Source organism: Embleya australiensis (assembly GCF_051903075.1).
GTDB lineage: Bacteria > Actinomycetota > Actinomycetes > Streptomycetales > Streptomycetaceae > Embleya.
The window spans coordinates 2,098,225-2,116,525 of sequence record NZ_CP182423.1; the positions used below are offsets into that span (position 1 = coordinate 2,098,225).

An 18,301-nucleotide genomic window follows, 5' to 3' on the forward strand; every position below is an offset into this window, starting at 1 on the left:
CGCGGATCACTCGACCACCGCTTCCGGCACGGAAAGACGAACGAGCCCACCCGACTCGACGGCGGGCCGCGATGATTTCGCGCGCGCGCTGTTTCCGTGCGCCATAAAAGGGGGTGCCCATGGGGTATGTATATGTGGGCTGCGCGTGTCTGGTCGGCCTGGTATTCGTCGTCTCGGCGGTCTCGAAGTTCCGGGATTTCGCCGGCTTCGTCGCGTCGGTGCCGCGACTGGTGCCGATGCCGATCGGGCGGGCCCGGCCGATCGCGGTCCTCGTGGTGGCCGCGGAGACGGCGGTGTCGATCCTGGTCGCGGTCCCGCCCCTGGGCGCACTCGGGTTCACGGTCGCGGCGGTGCTGCTGCTCGCCTTCACCGTCGCGATCGCCGGCGCGCTGCGGCGCGGCCGGCACTCCTCGTGCCGCTGCTTCGGCGCCTCCGACGCCCCGCTGGGCGCGCGTCACCTGGCCCGCAACGCGGTCCTGCTCGTCGCCGCCTGCGCCGGCGCCGCGGCCGCCATGCCGGGCGCCGCCGACTCCCCGCCGCTCGCCGGCGGCCTGATCGCGGGCGTGGCGGGCCTGGTCGGCGCACTCCTGATCATCACCCTCGACGACATCGTCGACCTGTTCGCAAGGACTGCCTGATGCCCTACCTGGTCGCCGCCGTGGTCCTGCTCGCCCTGATCACCGCGGTCAATCTGCTGCTCACCCTGGGCGTGATCCGGCGCCTGCGCGAACCCTCGAGTCCGGCGCACGGCGGCCACGCGCCTTCGGACCCACCCGAGCACGGGCTGCCGCTCGGCGCGCAGCCGGAGGTGTTCACCGCGACCACCACCGAGGGTGAGCAGGTCTCCGACTCCGATGTCTACGGCATGGTCGGGTTCTTCTCCGCGCAGTGCGAACCCTGCCACACCCTCGCGCCGCGGTTCGCCGAACAGGCCCGGGTCATGGGGCGGGAGCGGGTGATCGCGGTGATCGCGGGCGACGACCCGGAGTTGGCGGCGATCCTCGCCCCGGTGGCTCGGGTGATCCGGGAGGACTACGACGGCGCCGTGCAGGCGGCCTTCCACAACAGTTGGACGCCCTCGGTGTACCTGCTCGGGCGGGATCGGCGCGTGGTGGCCAGTGGCGGGCGGATGGCGGACCTGTTCAGCGAAGCCCCCGCGTGAGCCCACGGATATCCACCCGCGAGGCGGCCGGCGCCGCGCGGGTGGGGCTGGCGCTGATCCTGCGCGCCGCGCCCGGCCAGGCGATCGGGTCGCTGGCGGTCACCATCGGCCTGGCGGGTCTGCCGATCGCCACCGCGTGGTCGACCAAGCTGGTGCTCGACCGGCTGGCCGACCCGCACGATTCGATCACCACGCCCGCGCTCGCGCTCGCGTTCATCGGGCTCGCCGCGACCGTACTGCCCGGCCTCGGCCGCTATCTGCACGCCCAGGTCGGCCGGGCCACCGGTGTGCTGGCCACCGATCGACTCTTCGGCGCGGCCGAACGCCAGGTGGGGCTGCGCCGGTTCGAGGACCCGGCGTTCCTGGACCGGCTGCGGCTGGCCAAGCAGAGCACCACCAGCGTCGGCGGCCTCGTCGACGGCGCGGGCAGCACCCTGCAGGGCACGCTGACCCTGGTCGGCTTCATCGGCTCGTTGTTGATCCTCAGCCCCACCATGACCGCCCTGGTGCTGGTCGCGGCTGTGCCGGTGCTGATCGCCGAGCTGCGGTTGTCCCGCATGCGGGCCGCGATGGTGTGGGACAACGAGCAGGTGCACCGCCGGGAGTTCTTCTACGGCGGGCTGCTGACGGGTGTTCAGGCGGCCACCGAGATCCGCCTGTTCGGGATCGGGCCGATGCTGCGGGCCCGGATGATGGGCGAACGGCGGCGCGCCAACGAGGCCGAACGGCGCATGGATCTGCGCGAGTTCGTCACCCAGGCGGCGCTGGGCGCACTCGGCGCCGTGGTGGCCGGCGGCGGCCTGTGGTGGGCGGTGACGGCGGCCCACGACGGCAGGCTCACCGTCGGCGACGTGGTGATGTTCGTCGCCGCGCTGACCGGTATCCAAAACGCGCTGAACACCCTGGTCGCCTCGATCGCCGCCACCTACGGGCAACTGCTCGGCCTGACCCACTACGTCGCGGTGTCCCGGGCCGAACCCGACCTGGTCTCGGCGACCGCCGAACCGACGGTGGTACCCGCGCCCGGGGCGGGCATCGAGTTCCACGACGTCTGGTTCCGCTACAGCGAGGACCACCCCTGGGTGCTGAACGGGGTCGACCTGAGCCTTCCGCACGGCCGCGCTGTGGCCCTGGTCGGGCTCAACGGTGCGGGCAAGAGCACGCTGGTCAAGCTGATGTGCCGGATGTACGACCCGACCCGGGGCCGGATCACCTGGGACGGCGTGGACCTGCGCGAGATCACGCCCGCCGCACTGCGCGAGCGGATCAGCGCGGTGTTCCAGGACCACATGAACTACGACATGAGCGCGGCGGAGAACATCGCGCTCGGCGACCCGGCGCACTCGGAGGACCGGGACCGGATCGTGGCCGCCGCACAACGGGCGGGCATCCACGAGAAGTTGGCCGCCCTGCCGCGCGGCTACGACACGCTGCTGACCCGGATGTTCTTCAGCGAGGCGGACAAGGAGAACCCGGACACCGGCGTGGTGCTCTCCGGTGGTCAGTGGCAACGGCTGGCCCTGGCCCGGGCGTTCGTGCGCGTCGGGCGGGATCTGATGATCCTGGACGAGCCCGGTTCGGGGCTGGATCCGCAGGCCGAGCACGAGGTGCACACCCGGATGCGCGAGTACCGCGAGGGCCGCACCAGCCTGCTCATCTCGCACCGGCTCGGCGCGGTGCGCGACGCCGACGTGATCGTGGTGCTGGCGGCCGGCCGGATTGCCGAACAGGGCTCGCACGAGGAATTGCTCGACCGCGAGGGGCACTACGCGAAACTCTTCCGGCTCCAGGCCGCGGGATATCAGGAGGCGAAGTGAGCGCACGGGTGCACGGACGTACGGTCGTGGCGGCCGGGACGGCGGTCGGGGCGCTGGGCGGGGCGGCGCTGTTGTGGGTGCGGCAGCGCTATCTGGTGGCCACGGTCGAGGGGTCCAGCATGGAGCCCACACTCGCGCCGGGCGATCGGCTCCTGGTGCGGCGCGGTGTCCGGGTCCGGGCCGGTCAGGTGGTGGTCGTCCTGGTGCCCAATCCGCCGACGCTGCCCGGACTGCCGCCCGAGCTGCGGGAGTTGACTCCAGAGGAGCTGGCCGCGCTGCCGATGCGGCCGGAGTTGGCCCCGCGACCGGCCGGTCGGCCGATGATCAAGCGGGCGGTGGCGGTGGGCGGCGATCGGGTGCCCCGGGAGCGGTTCCCGGTGCTGCGCGACGTGGCCGAGGAACGTGTGCCCGAGGGGGCGCTGGTCGTGCTGGGCGACAACACCGCCGCGAGTTGGGACTCGCGGGCGTACGGCTTCGTGCACCGCGATCAGGTGGTCGGCGTGGCGGTGCGCCGGATCGCGCCGCCGGGCGGCGCGGGACCTACCTCGCGCGAGGGGCTGGCGTGGGCGGCGCCGGCGTACGAGGATGAAGGGGCGCGGGAATCGGACACGATGGACGGCGCGTGGCGCGGGATCGAACCCCGTTGGTTCGACGCGTACCGCGACTGATCGCCGCGACCGGTCGCCGCGGCCGTACCACCGTGAGCGGATACGCCGGGTTCGGCAAATGTTCAAGCACCGTTTCCCTCAACCTTTCGACCGTGGATCGCGACAGGATCTTGGGCGTCCCGAAAAGCGAAAGGTTGTGTCCTTCATGCCCACCATCCACCGCCTGCGCACGATCGCGCCGGCCGTGGCCGGAGTCGTCGCCGCCACCGCCCTGCTGTCCGGCTGTCTCGGCAGTGACAAGAGCGACAAGAGCAGCAAGGCTCCCTCGTCCTCCGCGACCGCGTCCACGAACGCGAGCGCCACCGAGAAGGCCACCACGAGCCCGACCGGCAAGCCGACCGGCAAGGCGACGGGCCTGCCGAAGCCGACCGGCTCCGCGAGCAGCTCGGCCGACGTGATCGACGCGTTCACGTACAAGACCGGCCAGTGCATCAACCAGAACGGCACCAAGACCGAGGACGTGCCGTGCGGCAAGTCGCACAACGGCCAGGTCGGCCGGGCCTTCGACCTGCCGTCCACGGTCACGCCGGAAACCCCCGGTTACGAGGACAAGGTCAGCGAACTGTGCGAGCAGTACGTCGGCCCGATCGTCGACCGGCAGCCCGCGTCGCCGAAGATCACGTTCTCGTTCACGTACCCGCTGGACATGGAGTCGTGGCGACACGGCAACCACCAGGCCGCGTGCATCATCGAGCGCGAGGACAAGTTGCCGCTCACCACGATCGTCAAGTAGCACCGACTCCGGTGGTACCGGTCGAGGCATAGCGGCCCCCGGCCCCTCGACCCTCCGAACCCCGGCCGGATCCGGCACGTCGCGTACGCCCCCTCACGACGCACACCGTTGCATCCGAGCGCACCTCATTGGTCGAGCCCCCGTGACTCCCCACGGGGGCTCGATCGCGTCGAGGCCCCTCCCGGGGGCCGGGGGTGCGGGGGCCTCGCGGGGGGCGCGGGCCTCCGCTTCAGCAGGCGCCCTTGTACAGGTACTTGCCGACGTCGGGCTGGTCGACGTTCTCCTTGGTGACGGCGATCAGGTCGGTGGAGATGGCCTTGGGGACCGGCTTCTTGTCCAGGGCGGCCACGGCCTGTTCCACGCCCTGGGCGCCGATGTCGAAGGGCTTCTGGGCGATCAGGCCCTGGATGGAGCCCTTGCGCAGCGCCTCGACCTGCTTGGGGGTGGCGTCGAACGCGATCAGTTTGACCTGGCCGGCCCTGCCCGCCTGCTCGATGCCGGTGGCCGCGCCCTCGCCGCTGAACACGTTGGCGGCGAAGATCCCGACCAGGTCTCGGTGCGAGGCGATGGTGGAGGTGACGATCGAGGCGGCCTTGGCCGGGTCGTCGTCGTTGTACTGCACGCCGAGATAGGTGATGCCCGGGTGCTTCCTGATCTCGGTCTCGAAGCCCTTCAGGCGGGCGTCGGTGGTGGAGATGCCGGGCTTGACGCTGATCGCGGCGACGGCGCCGCGCTCCTGGACCTGGGCGGCCAGGGTCTGCGCGGCGAGCATGCCGCCGCGTTCGTTGTCGGAGGAGATCGCGGTCTCCCGGATCGAGGCGTCGTCGAGCTTGGTGTCCACCTCGATCACCTTCGCGCCGCGCGACTTGAGCTGCTGCTCGGGTTGGCGCATGGCCTGGGTGTCGGTCGGCGCGATCAGCACCGCGTCCGGACTTTTTGCCGCGACCGCGTTGACCACCGGGGTCTGGAGCGAGGCGTCCCACTTGTCCGCGCCGGTCACGTCGAGCTTGACGCCGAGTTCCTTGGCCTTCTGCTGCGCGCCGCAGGCCATCGAGATGTAGAACTCGTCGCCCTTGACGCCTTGGACGAAGGTGATCTTGCGCCCACCCCCGGAGCCGCCGCCGTCGTCGCTGCATCCGCTCAGGGCGGCGACCGCGGTCAGGGCGATGGTCACGGCGACGTAGGTCGGTGTCTTCATCGGGCAGTGCCTCCTGGCGGTGGTGGGGCGATGCGGGGTGGTGAGGGCAGTTGGCAGTTCGGCAACTTCCTTGTGGTTCAACGGCGTTGGCGTCCGCGGCGGCGCAACTGGTCGGCGTACACGGCGGCGATCAGGACGGCACCGACTGCGACGCTCTGCCAGAACGGTTGTACGCCGAGGATGACGAAGCCGTTCTGCAGGATCGCGGGGATGAACACGCCGATCAGCGTGCCGACGACGGTGCCGATGCCGCCGAACAGGCTGGTGCCGCCCAGCACCACGGCCGCGATCGCGCCCAGCGAGTCGTTGGCGTGGCCGCCGATCGTGGTGGTGGTGAAGCGGGCGAGGGACAACACGCCGGCGAGGCCGGCCAGGGTGCCCGACAGGGCGTACACCGCGATCATGTGCCGGTCGACCGGGATGCCGGCCCGGCGCGCCGCCTCGGCGTTGGAGCCGACCGCGTAGGTGCGGCGGCCGAATCGAGTGGTGCCGAGCACGAGCGCGCCGACCGCGGTGACGAGGAGGGCGATCACCACCAACCAGGGCACGCCCAGGATCCGGCCGTTGCCGATGGTGTCGGTGAACCGGGTGGGCACGCCCCGGACGTCCTGACCCTCCGTCATCACCTGGGCCAGGCCGAGCGCCATGCCGAGGCTGCCGAGGGTGACGATCAGCGCCGGTACCCGGGCCTTGGCGACCAGGAATCCGTTGAACGCGCCCCACGCGGCACCGGCGGCGAGGCCGGCGAGTACGCCGAGCAGGATCGCGCCCCAGCCCGCGTCCGGGCCGGAGACGGCGGTCATCGTCTTGGCCGCCGCGACGCCCGCGAACACCAGGACCGAGCCGACCGAGAGGTCGATGCCGGCCATGATGATCACGAAGGTCATGCCGACGCCGATGATCAGCAACACGGCGGCGTCCGTGGCTACGTTGCGCAGGTTGAACGAGGTCGGGAACTGCGACGGACGCATGATCGAGAAGGCGGTCACCAGGACCATCAGGACCAGGAAGGTCCACCAGGTGTTGGTACGGGCGAGGCGGGGCCACAGGACGGTACGGGCGAAGGCGACCGCGGGGTGTGAACGGGGCGTCGAGGGGGGATCGACGTCCGGCGGTTCGGGGTGATCGGCGCGACGGCCGTCGGATGGATTCGCGGGCCGGGCATCCGGGTCGGCGCCCGGCTTGGCATCCGGGTTGCCCTCGTGTTCGCCGTCCGGTCGGCCGTCGGGCTTGGCGTCGGGTCGGGCGTCCGGGTTGTCGGGCGTCTCGTCTCGCGGCGGGTGGTCGGGGTGCTCTTGGGAGTTCGGTGTGGTGGCCGTGTCGTCGCGGTTCATGCCGGCGCGCCTTCCGTGTCGAGTGTGTCGAGCGCGCCGGTCATCGCGCCGACCAGTTCCTCCACCGTCGTGTCCGCCGCGGGGAGACTCGCCACCCGGCGGCCGAGGCGCAACACCTCGACACGGTCCGCGACCGACAACACCTCGGGCATGTTGTGGCTGATCAGCACGACCGCGATGCCGTTGTCCCGGACCCGGCGGATCACATCGAGCACCCGGCCGCGCTGGAGTACGCCGAGCGCCGCGGTGGGCTCGTCCATGAAGATCACCTTGTCCGCCCAGGCGACCGCGCGGGCGATGGCCACGCTCTGCCGCTGGCCGCCGGACAACGTCCCGATCGGCGCGTCCACGTCCTGGAGTTCGACGCCGAGTCGGGCGAACGCCTCGATCGCCCGCGCCCGCATCGTGGCCTTGTCCAGCACGCCGAGGCGGCCGGCCAGGCCGCGACGCAGCAGTTCGCGGCCGAGGAAGAGGTTGGCCGGGCCGTCCAGGTCCGGGGCCAGGGCCAGGTCCTGGTACACCGTCTCGATGCCCAACCCCTGGGCATCGGTGGGGCGTTCCATGTGCACCTCGCGACCCTCGAAGAGGATCCGGCCCGCGTCGGGGCGTTCGGTGCCGGCCAGGGTTTTGGTCAGGGTGCTCTTGCCCGCGCCGTTGTCGCCGATCAACGCGACCACCTCGGCCGGGAAGACCGTGAAGTCGGCGCCGCGCAGGGCCTGCACCTGGCCGTATCGCTTGACCAGGCCGCGACCTTCGATCAGGGGTTGCACGTGCCCAACTCCTTCGGATTGTCGGGTCGTTCCCCGCGAGCCGGCTCGGCCGGACCAGGCGGGCGCCACGCGTTCGCACGTGTGTCGGAACGGGGGCGAGGGGATCCGCGCCGCCTGCTGCTGACAACGGTGTCAGTACAGTGCCGGCCACACCGGCGGGTGTCCAGGGGTTGCGCCGCCTCGAATGAGGCGGAAATCGGGTGGGTATTACGGTTATTGCCCCGACAGGTACCGCCGAACGTATGGCCGCCGAGGACGATCGGGTCGGGATGTCGACAGCGCGGGGTGCGACGGGTACGGTCCGCATGACAACGATGTCAGAGGGAGCGTGCGGCACATGGCAGCTGAACCCCGGCCGGAACCCTGGCCGGACTCCCCCGAGCACACGGCCCGGCTCGACGCGGAATGCGACCGGCTGATCCGCTTCGCGACCGGCGCCAAGTTGACCGGTGGCGGCTTCGGTTGGCTCGACGACGTCGGCCGGCCGCTGCCGGACGGGGTGGTGCACACGTGGGTGACCGCGCGGATGACCCACGTGTTCGCCCTGGCCCGACTGCGTGCGCAGGCGCGCGGGTCGGCGTTCGACGCCGCCGAGGCGGGCGCGCTCGTGGCGCATGGGATCGCGGCGCTGACCGGGCCGCTGCGCGACCACGAGTACGGCGGCTGGCATCCGGTCGTGGATCGCGCCGGGCGACCCGCGCCGGGCGACGCCGACGCCGATGCCGACCCCGAACGGCCGGACGGCAAGCGGATGTACGACCACGCGTTCGTCGTGCTGGCCGCCGCGAGCGCGTGCGCCGCCGGTCATCCCGAGGCACCCGCGCTGCTCGCCGAGGCCCTCGACGTGGTGGAGCGCCGCTTCTGGGAGGAAGACCGCGGCGCCTGCGCGGAATCCTGGGACCGGACCTGGACCGTCGGCGAGCCGTATCGGGGCGCCAACAGCAACATGCACGCCGTCGAGGCGTTCCTGGCCGCCGCCGACGCCACCGGCGAGGCCCGCTGGCGCGAACACGCCCTGCGAATCGCCGAGCGGGTGGTGCACGAGCACGCCCGCGCCAACCACTGGCGGCTGATCGAACACTTCGCCGCGGACTGGACCCCCCTGCCCGAGTACAACCGCGAGCGCCCCGCCGACCCGTTCCGTCCCTACGGCGCCACCGTGGGCCACTGGTTCGAGTGGTCCCGGCTGCTGATCACGCTGGCCGAGGCGCTGCCGGAGCCGCCCGGGTGGCTGCGCGCGGACGCGGTGGCGCTGTTCGACGCGGCGGTGCGGGAGGGTTGGCACGCCGACGGTCGGCCGGGGTTCGTGTACACCGTCGACTGGTCGGGGAAACCGCTGGTCCGGACCCGGATGCACTGGGTCGCGGCCGAGGCGATCGCGGCCGCGGCGGCGCTGCGTCGGGCCTCGGGGGACGCCGACTACGATGACTGGTACCGAGTGTGGTGGGAGCATGCCGACGCCGTATTCCTGGACCGGGAGCACGGCGGCTGGCATCACGAACTCGACGCCGACGCTCGGCCCTCGGCCGACGTCTGGCGGGGCAAGCCCGACGCGTACCACGCGGTCCAGGCGACCCTGCTGCCTCGGCTCCGGTCCGCACCGACCATCGCGGAGGCGCTGCGTCGTCGGGCCGTGGGGTGAGCGCGGTCCCGTCCCCCTTCCCACGCGCAACACGCAACACGCACCGTGAGTGCCGGGTGTGAGCCCGGTCGCCCGAAAGGAATGCGATGGCCGGCCCGACGACACCGGAGCGACCGCGCGGGCGCGGGCGCTCCACGATGAAGGACGTGGCCGCCCTCGCCGGCGTGGGGATCAAGACCGTCTCGCGGGTGATCAACGGCGAGCCGAACGTGAGCGCGGTCAAGCGACAGGCGGTGTGGGCGGCGGTCGCCGAGACCGGGTTCCGCCGCAACGACAGTGCCGCGCAGCTGCGTTCCGGGCACACCTCCAGCATCGGCCTGGTGCTGGAGGACGCCGCGGACCCCTTCTCGTCCGCGCTCACCCGCTCCATCCAGGACATCGCGCACCAGCACGGCACGGTGTTGTTCAGCGCGTCATCGGCGGAGGATCCGGACAAGGAGCGCGACCTCGTGCTGGCGCTGTGCGCCCGGCGGGTGGACGGGCTGATCGTGGTGCCGGCCAGCGGCAGCCATACCTATCTGCTGCCGGAGATCGAGGCGGGCATGGTGTGCGTGTTCGTCGACCGGCCGCCGGGCGACATAGAGGCGGACACGGTCCTGGTCGACAACGTGGGCGGGGCCCGGACCGGCGTCGGGCATCTGGTCCGGCACGGGCATCGGCGGATCGCCTTCATCGGCGACCGGCTGGAGATCTTCACCGCGCGCGAGCGGGTGCGCGGATACCGCGAGGCGTTGACCGAGGCGGGCATCGACATCGATCCACGCCTGGTGTACAACGGGCCGCCGTACGGCGAGGAACTGCGCGCGTGGTTGCGGGCGATGCTCGGCGGCGCCGATCCGGCGACGGCGGTGTTCTGCGGGAACAGCCGGTTCACGGTCGAGACGGTGCGCGAGATCCGCCGCTCCCCGGTACAGCCGGCCCTGGTCGGCTTCGACGACTTCGAACTCGCCGACATGCTCACGCCGGCGGTGACCGTGATCGCCCAGGATCCGTCCGGCCTCGGACAGGCCGCCGCGCAGTTGTTGTTCCGGCGGCTGGCGGGGGATCCGACCCCGGTCCAGCACGTACACATGCGCACCCGGCTCATCCCCCGGGGATCGGGCGAGGTGGGGCCGTGACCGGGCAAGACGCGAGGTCGGCGTACGACGAGGGAGGTTCGGCCGTGATCACGGTGATCGGCGAGGCGTTGATCGATCTGGTCCGGACCGAGGGCGGCGCGCCCGTCGCCCATCCGGGCGGCAGTCCGGCCAATGTGGCGGTCGGCCTGGGTCGGCTCGGCGTGCCGGTGCGGCTGATCACCCGTTATGGGAAGGACGAGTACGGCGAGTTGCTGGCCGCGCACCTGGCCGCGAGCGGGGTGGTGCCGGCGCCGGAGGGCGTGCGCTCGGGGTCGACGAGCGTGGCGCACGCGCGAGTGGACGCGGCGGGGGTGGCCGACTACTCCTTCGACATCGTGTGGGATCTGCCCGCGACGGTGCGGGTGCCTGCCGACTCACGGTGCGTGCACACCGGATCGATCGCGGCGACCCTGGCGCCGGGGGCCGAGACGGTACGGGAGTTGCTGGCCGCCGCGCACGCCGGGCGCCGCGCGCTCGTGTCGTACGACCCGAACTGCCGGCCGTCCCTGATGGGCGAACCGGAGGCGGCTCGGGCGCGGATCGAGGCGCTGGTGGATCTGTGCGATCTGGTCAAGGTCAGCGATCAGGACCTGGAATGGCTGTATCCGGCGCGATCGTTCCGCGAAGTGGCGGACGAGTGGCTGCGCCGGGGGCCGGGTCTGGTCGTGGTGACCCGGGGGGCCGAGGGTGCGTACGGGGTCTGCCGGGCCGGCCGGGCGACGATCCCGGCCGTGCCGGTGCGGGTGGTGGACACGGTCGGCGCGGGCGACGCGTACACGGCCGGGCTGTTGGACGCGCTTCGTCGGCGGGATCTGCTGAGCCCGAACGGGGTTCGCGACCTCGACCCGTCAACCCTGGCCGAACTGCTCGTCGAAGCCTCGTCGATCGCGGCGCTCACCTGCTCCCGGCCGGGCGCGGATCCGCCGACGGCGGCGGAGGTGGAGGCGTACCGGCGGGACGGACGTCTCGGAATGAGTGATGACTGTGTGTGATTGCTCGGCGACCCAGGGGCAGGGGTGTTGGGCGGCGATATTCGGACACTCGGTCGAGGGTGGGTGTCGTCGGCGCGTGGGGTGATGCCAGGCCGGGGACCTCGTGGTTGTTCCGTGTCGGTACTCCGGCGGGGCGATCGGGGCGATGGCCGATTCCGGTGGTGTCCGGTGGGTGGGGGTGAGTCCGGCACGTGGCCGGAACCACGATCGACGTCCGTTTCGGTCACGGGTAGATGACGGCCGGCCGAGACGGTGCCGAGGCGGGATTCGGGCGCTCTACGGTAAACCCATGACTGTGTCGTCGGATGCCGACAAACAGCTCGCACTGATCGTCGAAGTCCAGGACCTGGCCCGGGAATTGGGTATCGAGGTCTGGTTGCGCGGCGGTTGGGCGATGGATTTCTACCTCGGCCGGATCACCCGGGAGCATGTGGACGTCGACTGGTTCGCGTGGGCCGAGGACGCCCCGGCGCTCACGGTCGCGTTCGCCGCGCGCGGCTTCGTGCGGTTGGCCCGGGCACCGGCCGAACAGCAGCTCGATTACACGACGGGAGACGTGGAATTGGGTTTTGCCTTCCTGGCCCGCGACCCGGAGGGCCACGTGATCGTGGCCGGCGGACCGTGGGCGGGCGCCCGCTGGCCGGACGGGATGCTCGACGCTCCCCCCGGGAAGTTGGCCGGGGTGTCGTGTCCGATCATTTCGCCCGAGGCCCAGATCGAGATCAAGTTGATGACCCCGGTCTGGCGACCGCACCGACCGCGCCGGGCCAAGGACGCCGAGGACATCGAACGCCTGCGGGAGGGATTGGCCCGGTAGGCGGTGGGGTTCGCGGTGGGGACCGCGTGACCCGGGAGTGTGGGGAGGGTGGGGACGATGGGGATGCGCTGCCGGGCTTCGCCCGGGGAGCGACACCGATTCGGCCGTGATCCGGATCGGGCCTCGAAGGGGGATTCGCATCGGGGCGTCGACCGCGTCGTCGGTCGAGCGGACTGAAACCGACATCGACAATCCGTGATCCGTATGCGGTCACCGGTCGACCGTGGCCGGGCAATTCGGCGTGCGCACACGCACTCGCGCACTGGCGCGCTTTCGGGGCGCCGAGTCGTGGTGCGCGCGTCGACAGCGGTTCGAGTCGCCGGGCTGCGGGATGCGCGGGTGGTATCCGCGTGGGGTTGCGCGGGTGCGCGTCGGTGTTCGGGTGGTGTGGGCGTGGCACGGCCGGTCGATGGTCGGCCGGGGCTCCGGAGGGCTCGGGGGTGGCCGCGCCCTCCGGAGCGGTCACCGCCGGTCCGATCGGTGGATCGACGGTGGCCGCGGGGCGGTGCCGCATAGGAACGTCGTGGCGGGCGCCCGCGTTGCCCGGCTGACTCGACGGTCGCTCCGCCGGCGGCTGTTCCCGGCCGGCTCCGAGTCGGTGGTCGGGCCGGCGTTCGGGCTCGGAGACGCCGTCCCGGACCACCTGGGCCGGGCGTTGCGCGAGGCGGCGTTCGTGGCCGCGAGCGCCTTCGGACCCGACCCGGGTTGCGGGTGTCGGTCAGGTGTCGGGGGTGACCGTGACGGGTGGGCCGAAGCGTACGGGTACGCCCGGGGAGTAAAGCGCGCTGGTCGGGGCGCCGGTGATGTTCGGGAGGCCGGCGGCGGCGATCAGGTTTTCGTCGAGGTGCAGCACCTCGGCGTGGTGCAGCGACCACTGCGGATGCGCGTTGGGCAGGTAAAGGGTGCGGCCGGCGACCGAGGTGTGCAGGCCCCAACGCGCCGTCAGGAAGTGTTCCAGCGGGCCGGGTTCGGTCACCGGCGCGCCGACGCGGACCTCGACCGTCGCCGCGTGCGGCGCGCCCTCGAGGCGGTGCCGGCAGGTGGTGTAGCGCACCCGGTCGCCGGCGCGCTCGATCCGCATCCGGGCCCAGCGGTAGGGCAGGCGCAGCGTGGCCCGGGCGGTCAGCACCGGCAGCAGGCGGGCGGCCTCCAGGGAGCGGAAGACGACGCCGCGACGGCCGGCGCCGTCCACGGAGTACAACCGCACATTGGTCTCCGGGAAGGTGCCCAGCCACGGGACGCGCGGCAGCCGCAGCAGACCGACGTCGACCATCCGGAACGGGACCAGGCCGACGTAGGTCACCCCGTCGAGCACGTCGGGCCGGGTGCCCTCGGGGAGCAGCGGGGCGACCTCGGCGGGCGACACGGGCCAGTGCAAAAAGGTGAGTTCGCTCCAGCGCTGGGTGAGCACCACGTGCCGGATCCCGCGCGGCGCCAACGGGGTGACGGGTTCGATCCTCATCGGGCCATGGTGGCGCATCGGCGGGGGCGGGGGTCGCCGCATCGCCCGGTTCGGGGCCGGCGCCCGGTCATCGCGATGTCTGGGCGGCGATCAGGGCCTCGCCCGTCGGGGAGCGGTAGTACAGGACGGAGCGGCCGGCGCGGCGGCGCAGCACCAGGTGGGCGTCCAGCAGGATCCGCAGGTGGCGGCCGACCGAGCCCAGGCCCTGTCCGGTGAGCGCGACCAGTTGGCTGGTGCTCTTGGGCGTGTCGAGGCGGATCAGTACGCCGGCCCGGCCGGCGCCGAGGAGGCGGGCCAGCGCATCGGCCGCGGCCGGTCGGGGGCCGTCGGCCAGCACGCCGGAACAGGGGTAGACCACCGCGTAGTGCCGGGCCTCGTCCCAGGCCACCCAGCCGCGCCCGGGGGTGACCGGGACGAACGACAGCCGCGCCCGGCCGAGATCGCGCGGCGGGTAGTCGTACGCGTTGATCCGCAGTCGGCTCGCGCCCAGCCAGCGCATGCCCGGGCGCAGGTCGTCCAGCGCCGCCGCCCAGCCGCCGCGGCCGAGTCGATCGGTGCGGGCGATGATGTCGGCCTCGATGATCCGGCGGCGGCGCGGCCAGTCGGGGCGGACCACCCCGCTCCAGACCCAGTCCAGGATGTCGGCGGCGCGCGCGGCGAGGTCGTCGCGCCGCAGCGCGGGCGGCAGTGGGCCGCCCATCGACACCTCCAGGTTCGCCCGGGTGTCGGCGGCGGAGGCGGCCCGGACCCGTTCCAGTTCCGTGTCGAAGCTCGGCTCCGGGTCGCGGGTCGGCGGGGGCGTGAGGAAGTCGGCGTTCCAACTGCCGCCGTAGCCGATGCGCAGCAGCAGCGCGGTGATCGGGTCGGCGGCGAGCCGGGCCCGGTAGGCGGGCAGGTGCGCGGCCAGCCAGGCGCCCTCGCCGGGGTGGCGGGCCGTACCGCGCTCCAGGGTCTTCAGCGTCGCGGTGACCTCGGCCAGGGGTGAAACGGTGAAGCGGCTGCCCGCGAGGGTATCCGCGTCGACCTGCCACCACCCCATGCTTTCGCCTCCCGGCGAAACAGTAACGCCCCGGGCTCGGATGCCTCGAAGCTCTCGCCATGCGCACCTACCGAGAGCTGTTCCGCACACCGGAGTACACCCCGCTGTTCGCCGCCACATCCGCGCATCTGGCGGCGATGACGGTCAGCGGACTGGCCCTGGGCACCCTGGTCTTCGACCGGACCGGCTCGCCGCTGCTGGCCGCGCTCGGCATGTTCGGCGGGTCGCTCGCGCAGGTGGTGGGGGCGACCGCGCTGATGTCGGCGGCGGATCGGTTGCCGCCCCGGGCCGCGTTGACCTCGACGGGTCTGGTGTTCGCCCTGGGCACGGCCGCGTTGGCCCTGCCCGGGATGCCGCTGTGGGCGCTGTTCGCCGTCGTGTTGGGCCAGGGTGCGGTGGCCGCGGTGGGCGGTGGGGTGCGTTTCGGGCTGCTGAACGAGATCCTGCCCCGGGACGGCTACCTGCTCGGCCGGTCGGTGCTCAACATGAGCAACGGGACGGTACAGATCCTGGGCTACTCGCTCGGCGCCGTGCTGGTCACCGCGCTGTCCGCGCGCGGCACGCTCCTGGTGGGGGCCGGGTTGTACCTGCTCGCGGCGGTGGTGTCGCGGTGCGGACTGGCGGCTCGGCCGCCGCGCGCGGCCGGTCGGCCGTCGGTGGCCGAGACGTGGCGCAACAACGCGCTGTTGTGGTCGGTGAAACCGCGCCGCTACGTCTACCTCGCACTGTGGGTGCCCAACGGGCTGGTCGTCGGCTGCGAGTCGTTGTTCATCCCGCTCGAACCCGACCACGCGGGACTGCTGTTCGCGGCGGCGGCGCTGGGCATGCTGGCCGGGGACGTGCTCGGCGGCCGGTTCGTGCCGGGGCCGTGGCGGCACCGGCTCGGGCCACCGATGTTGCTGCTGCTGGCCGCGCCGTACCTGGTGTTCGTGACGGATCCGGCGCTGCCGCTCGCGCTGATCGTGGTCGCGATCGCATCGGTCGGCTACTCGGCGAGCCTGCTGTTCCAGGAACGGCTGATGGCCATGACGCCGGACGAGCTGAGCGGCCAGGCGCTGGGGCTGCACGCGTCCGGGATGGTGGCGATGCAGGGGGTGTGCGCGTCGCTCGCGGGCGGGATCGCGCAGGTGACATCGCCGAGCACCGCGATGGTGGTGATGGCGGGGATGTCGATCACGGTGACGCTGAGCCTGACGGCGGGCCTGCGGGCGGGCCCGGGGGCGGCGGAGGTGCCCGTGGGGTGATGTCGGCGCGGAGTGATGTCGGTGCTGTTCGAGAGCATGTGCGCATGATCGACACCCCGGCGCCGGCCGCCGTTCTCGCCGACTTCGACGCGTACAACCGGGCCGTCGCGGCCGTCGCCGACGCCGCGCGGGCCTACTACGGCGGCGCCGAGTCCACCGTCGACGACGACACCTACGACCGGCTGCTGCGCGGGATCGAGGCGTACGAGCGGGCGCACCCCGAGCACGCGGTCGCCGAATCGCCGGTGGGCAAGGTCGCCGCGGGCGCGCTGCCCGGCGGGGACGTGCCGCACACGGTGCCGATGCTGAGCCTGGACAACGTGTTCGCCCCGGAAGGGCTGACCGCGTGGGCCGCCTCGTTGGAGCGCCGGTTGGGCCGGGCGCCGGCCGCGCTGACGGTCGAGCCGAAGATGGACGGCCTCGCGGTCGCGGTGCGCTACCGCGAGGGCCGGCTCGACCGGCTGATCACCCGCGGCGACGGCATCGCCGGGGAGGACGTCTCGCACGCCATCGGCACCATCGTCGGTCTGCCCGAGCGGTTGGCCGAGCCGGTCTCGATCGAGGTGCGCGGCGAAGTCCTGCTCACCGCCGAGCAGTTCGAGGCGGCCAACGAGATCCGCCGGGAATACGGCGCGAGTGTGTTCGCCAATCCGCGCGGCGGTGCGGCCGGGACGCTGCGGGCCAAGGACCGGCCGTACGTGATCCCGATGACCTTCTTCGGCTACGTGGCGCTGCCGCTGCCCGACGACGAGAGCACGTTCGCGGCCGAGTTGCGCACAGCCGACCACTCGGCGGTGATGGGCCGGGTGGAGGCGCTGGGCGTGCTCACCACCGGGCGTACCGCGGCGCGGCTTCGGGTGTGCGCCACGATCGCCGAGGTCCAGGCGGTGGTGGACGAAATCGCGGCGCTGCGCGCCGAGTTGCCGTTCGGGATCGACGGCGTGGTGATCAAGGCCGACGCCGCCGCCGACCAGGCCGAGGCCGGCAGCGGCACCCGCGCGCCGCGCTGGGCGATCGCGTACAAGCTGGCCGCCGTGCACAAGATCACCCGGCTCCTCGGGGTCGACTGGGCGGTCGGCCGCACCGGGGTGATCGCTCCGCGCGCGATCCTGGACCCGATCGAGATCGACGGCAGCATCGTCGGCTTCGCGACCCTGCACAACCCGGCCGACATCGAGCGACGCGGGCTGATGATCGGCGACACGGTCAGCGTGTACAAGGCGGGCGACATCATCCCGCGCGTGGAGGCCCCGCTGGTGCACGCGCGCACCGGCGCCGAGACGCCGATCGAGTTCCCCACCGCGTGTCCCAAGTGCGGCGGTGAGGTGGACACTTCGCAGCAGCGGTGGCGGTGCGCCCAGGGCCGCGCGTGCGGGCTGCACGCCGGGATCCTGTACGCGGTGGGCCGCGACCAACTCGACATCGAGGGCATCGGCGGCCGGATCGTGACGCAACTGATCGAATCCGGCGCGGTCGCGGACGTGGCCGACCTGTTCACCCTCACCCGCGAACAGTTCCTCGCCCTGGACCGGATCGACAAGATCGCCGACCGGCTGATGGCGGGCATCGAGGAGGCCCGGACCAAGCCGCTGAATCGGGTGTTGTGCGCGCTGGGGGTGCGGTTGACCGGGCGCTCGATGTCTCGGCGGATCGCCCGCCACTTCGGCACGATGGACGCGATCCGTGCGGCCGATGTGGAGGCGATGGCGCAGGTCGAGGGGATCGGGCCCGGGAAGGCTGCGGTGATCGTCTCGGAACTGGCCGAACTCGGGGATGTGATCGACAAGTTGGTGGCTGCCGGGGTGAACATGAGCGAGCCCGGGGTGGTGCAAGGTGCGGGGGTGGGTGTGGTGCCGGGTGCGGGTGTGGTTTCGGGGACGGGTGTGGCTTCGGGGGTGGGTGGCGAGGCGGGCTCTGAGTCGGGCGACGCGGGTGGGGCCGGGCCGCTTGCGGGTATGGCCGTCGTGGTGACCGGGGCGATGACGGGTGCGCTCGCGGCGCTGTCGCGCAACGAGATGAACGAGTTGATCGAACGTGCCGGGGGTACCGCCTCCTCCGGGGTGTCCAAGAAGACGGCGCTCGTGGTCGCCGGGGACAAGGCCGGATCCAAGCGGGCCAAGGCGGAGCAACTGGGCGTGCGGATCCTGACGCCGGAGGAATTCGCGGAACTGGTGGGGGCGTTGCTTCCGTCCTGACCGACGGGGGTGCCGGCATTCGCGTCGATACCCGCTCCCGTTCCGGCTCCCGCTCCGGCGGCGGTGATTCGGGCGATCCCTAGCAGATCGACGAAGACCGTGAGGTGAAT

At 72.3% G+C, this 18,301-nt stretch carries 16 protein-coding genes; 11 read left to right on the forward strand and 5 right to left on the reverse strand.

The features are described from left to right. Positions 1-119: 119 nt before the first annotated feature. The 5 genes from ACMXN5_RS39440 (at position 120) to ACMXN5_RS39460 (ending at position 4,380) form a co-directional block, all read left to right on the forward strand. A complete protein-coding gene (locus ACMXN5_RS39440) occupies positions 120-638 on the forward strand; it encodes a MauE/DoxX family redox-associated membrane protein (RefSeq protein WP_439679702.1) in 519 nt (172 codons plus the stop codon). After that, positions 638-1,162: a peroxiredoxin family protein gene (locus ACMXN5_RS39445; protein ID WP_439679703.1), complete on the forward strand. Its 525-nt coding sequence runs from the start codon at positions 638-640 to the stop codon at positions 1,160-1,162. Before ACMXN5_RS39440 ends, ACMXN5_RS39445 begins: the two co-directional genes overlap by 1 nt. After that, positions 1,159-2,979, forward strand: coding sequence for an ABC transporter ATP-binding protein (locus ACMXN5_RS39450; protein ID WP_439679704.1), 1,821 nt, complete (start codon positions 1,159-1,161; stop codon positions 2,977-2,979). Before ACMXN5_RS39445 ends, ACMXN5_RS39450 begins: the two co-directional genes overlap by 4 nt. After that, positions 2,976-3,647: a S26 family signal peptidase gene (locus ACMXN5_RS39455; RefSeq protein ID WP_439679705.1), complete on the forward strand. Its 672-nt coding sequence runs from the start codon at positions 2,976-2,978 to the stop codon at positions 3,645-3,647. Before ACMXN5_RS39450 ends, ACMXN5_RS39455 begins: the two co-directional genes overlap by 4 nt. Positions 3,648-3,792: 145 nt before the next feature. Further along, on the forward strand, positions 3,793-4,380 hold the full coding sequence (locus ACMXN5_RS39460; RefSeq protein ID WP_439679706.1) for a septum formation family protein: 588 nt from the start codon (positions 3,793-3,795) through the stop codon (positions 4,378-4,380). 229 nt (positions 4,381-4,609) lie between these two features. On the opposite strand, the gene ACMXN5_RS39465 is transcribed toward ACMXN5_RS39460, so the two are convergent. The 3 genes from ACMXN5_RS39465 to ACMXN5_RS39475 all read right to left on the reverse strand — a co-directional run bounded on the left by ACMXN5_RS39465 (position 4,610) and on the right by ACMXN5_RS39475 (position 7,682). Continuing rightward, positions 4,610-5,578, reverse strand: coding sequence for an ABC transporter substrate-binding protein (locus ACMXN5_RS39465; RefSeq protein WP_395793334.1), 969 nt, complete (start codon positions 5,576-5,578; stop codon positions 4,610-4,612). A gap of 77 nt (positions 5,579-5,655) precedes the next feature. Next, positions 5,656-6,912, reverse strand: a complete 1,257-nt coding sequence (locus tag ACMXN5_RS39470) for an ABC transporter permease subunit (protein WP_439679707.1) — start codon at positions 6,910-6,912, stop codon at positions 5,656-5,658. Beyond that, positions 6,909-7,682, reverse strand: coding sequence for an ATP-binding cassette domain-containing protein (locus ACMXN5_RS39475; RefSeq protein ID WP_439679708.1), 774 nt, complete (start codon positions 7,680-7,682; stop codon positions 6,909-6,911). Before ACMXN5_RS39475 ends, ACMXN5_RS39470 begins: the two co-directional genes overlap by 4 nt. 337 nt (positions 7,683-8,019) lie before the next feature. On the opposite strand from ACMXN5_RS39475, the gene ACMXN5_RS39480 reads away from it, so the two are divergent. The 4 genes from ACMXN5_RS39480 (at position 8,020) to ACMXN5_RS39495 (ending at position 12,251) form a co-directional block, all read left to right on the forward strand. Continuing rightward, positions 8,020-9,324, forward strand: coding sequence for an AGE family epimerase/isomerase (locus ACMXN5_RS39480; protein WP_439679709.1), 1,305 nt, complete (start codon positions 8,020-8,022; stop codon positions 9,322-9,324). An 86-nt stretch (positions 9,325-9,410) separates the two neighbouring features. Then, a complete protein-coding gene (locus tag ACMXN5_RS39485; protein ID WP_439679710.1) occupies positions 9,411-10,442 on the forward strand; it encodes a LacI family DNA-binding transcriptional regulator in 1,032 nt (343 codons plus the stop codon). Continuing rightward, positions 10,439-11,434 (forward strand): carbohydrate kinase family protein, encoded by a 996-nt coding sequence (locus tag ACMXN5_RS39490; RefSeq protein ID WP_439679711.1) that lies wholly within the window; start codon positions 10,439-10,441, stop codon positions 11,432-11,434. The genes ACMXN5_RS39485 and ACMXN5_RS39490 overlap by 4 nt, the downstream gene beginning before the upstream one ends. Positions 11,435-11,723: 289 nt before the next feature. After that, positions 11,724-12,251: a nucleotidyltransferase domain-containing protein gene (locus ACMXN5_RS39495; protein ID WP_395793322.1), complete on the forward strand. Its 528-nt coding sequence runs from the start codon at positions 11,724-11,726 to the stop codon at positions 12,249-12,251. A gap of 718 nt (positions 12,252-12,969) precedes the next feature. Here ACMXN5_RS39495 and ACMXN5_RS39500 read toward each other — a convergent pair. Both ACMXN5_RS39500 and ACMXN5_RS39505 read right to left on the reverse strand, forming a co-directional pair. Then, positions 12,970-13,713 carry a YqjF family protein gene (locus ACMXN5_RS39500; protein WP_439679712.1) on the reverse strand — a complete coding sequence of 248 codons (744 nt, stop codon included), beginning with the start codon at positions 13,711-13,713 and terminating at the stop codon, positions 12,970-12,972. 67 nt (positions 13,714-13,780) lie between these two features. Then, positions 13,781-14,752: an ArsR/SmtB family transcription factor gene (locus ACMXN5_RS39505; RefSeq protein WP_439679713.1), complete on the reverse strand. Its 972-nt coding sequence runs from the start codon at positions 14,750-14,752 to the stop codon at positions 13,781-13,783. Positions 14,753-14,811: 59 nt separating this feature from the next. On the opposite strand from ACMXN5_RS39505, the gene ACMXN5_RS39510 reads away from it, so the two are divergent. Next, positions 14,812-15,996, forward strand: a complete 1,185-nt coding sequence (locus tag ACMXN5_RS39510; RefSeq protein ID WP_439679714.1) for an MFS transporter — start codon at positions 14,812-14,814, stop codon at positions 15,994-15,996. A 44-nt stretch (positions 15,997-16,040) separates the two neighbouring features. Continuing rightward, positions 16,041-18,191 (forward strand): NAD-dependent DNA ligase LigA, encoded by a 2,151-nt coding sequence (gene ligA / locus ACMXN5_RS39515; RefSeq protein ID WP_439679715.1) that lies wholly within the window; start codon positions 16,041-16,043, stop codon positions 18,189-18,191. Positions 18,192-18,301: the final 110 nt, after the last annotated feature.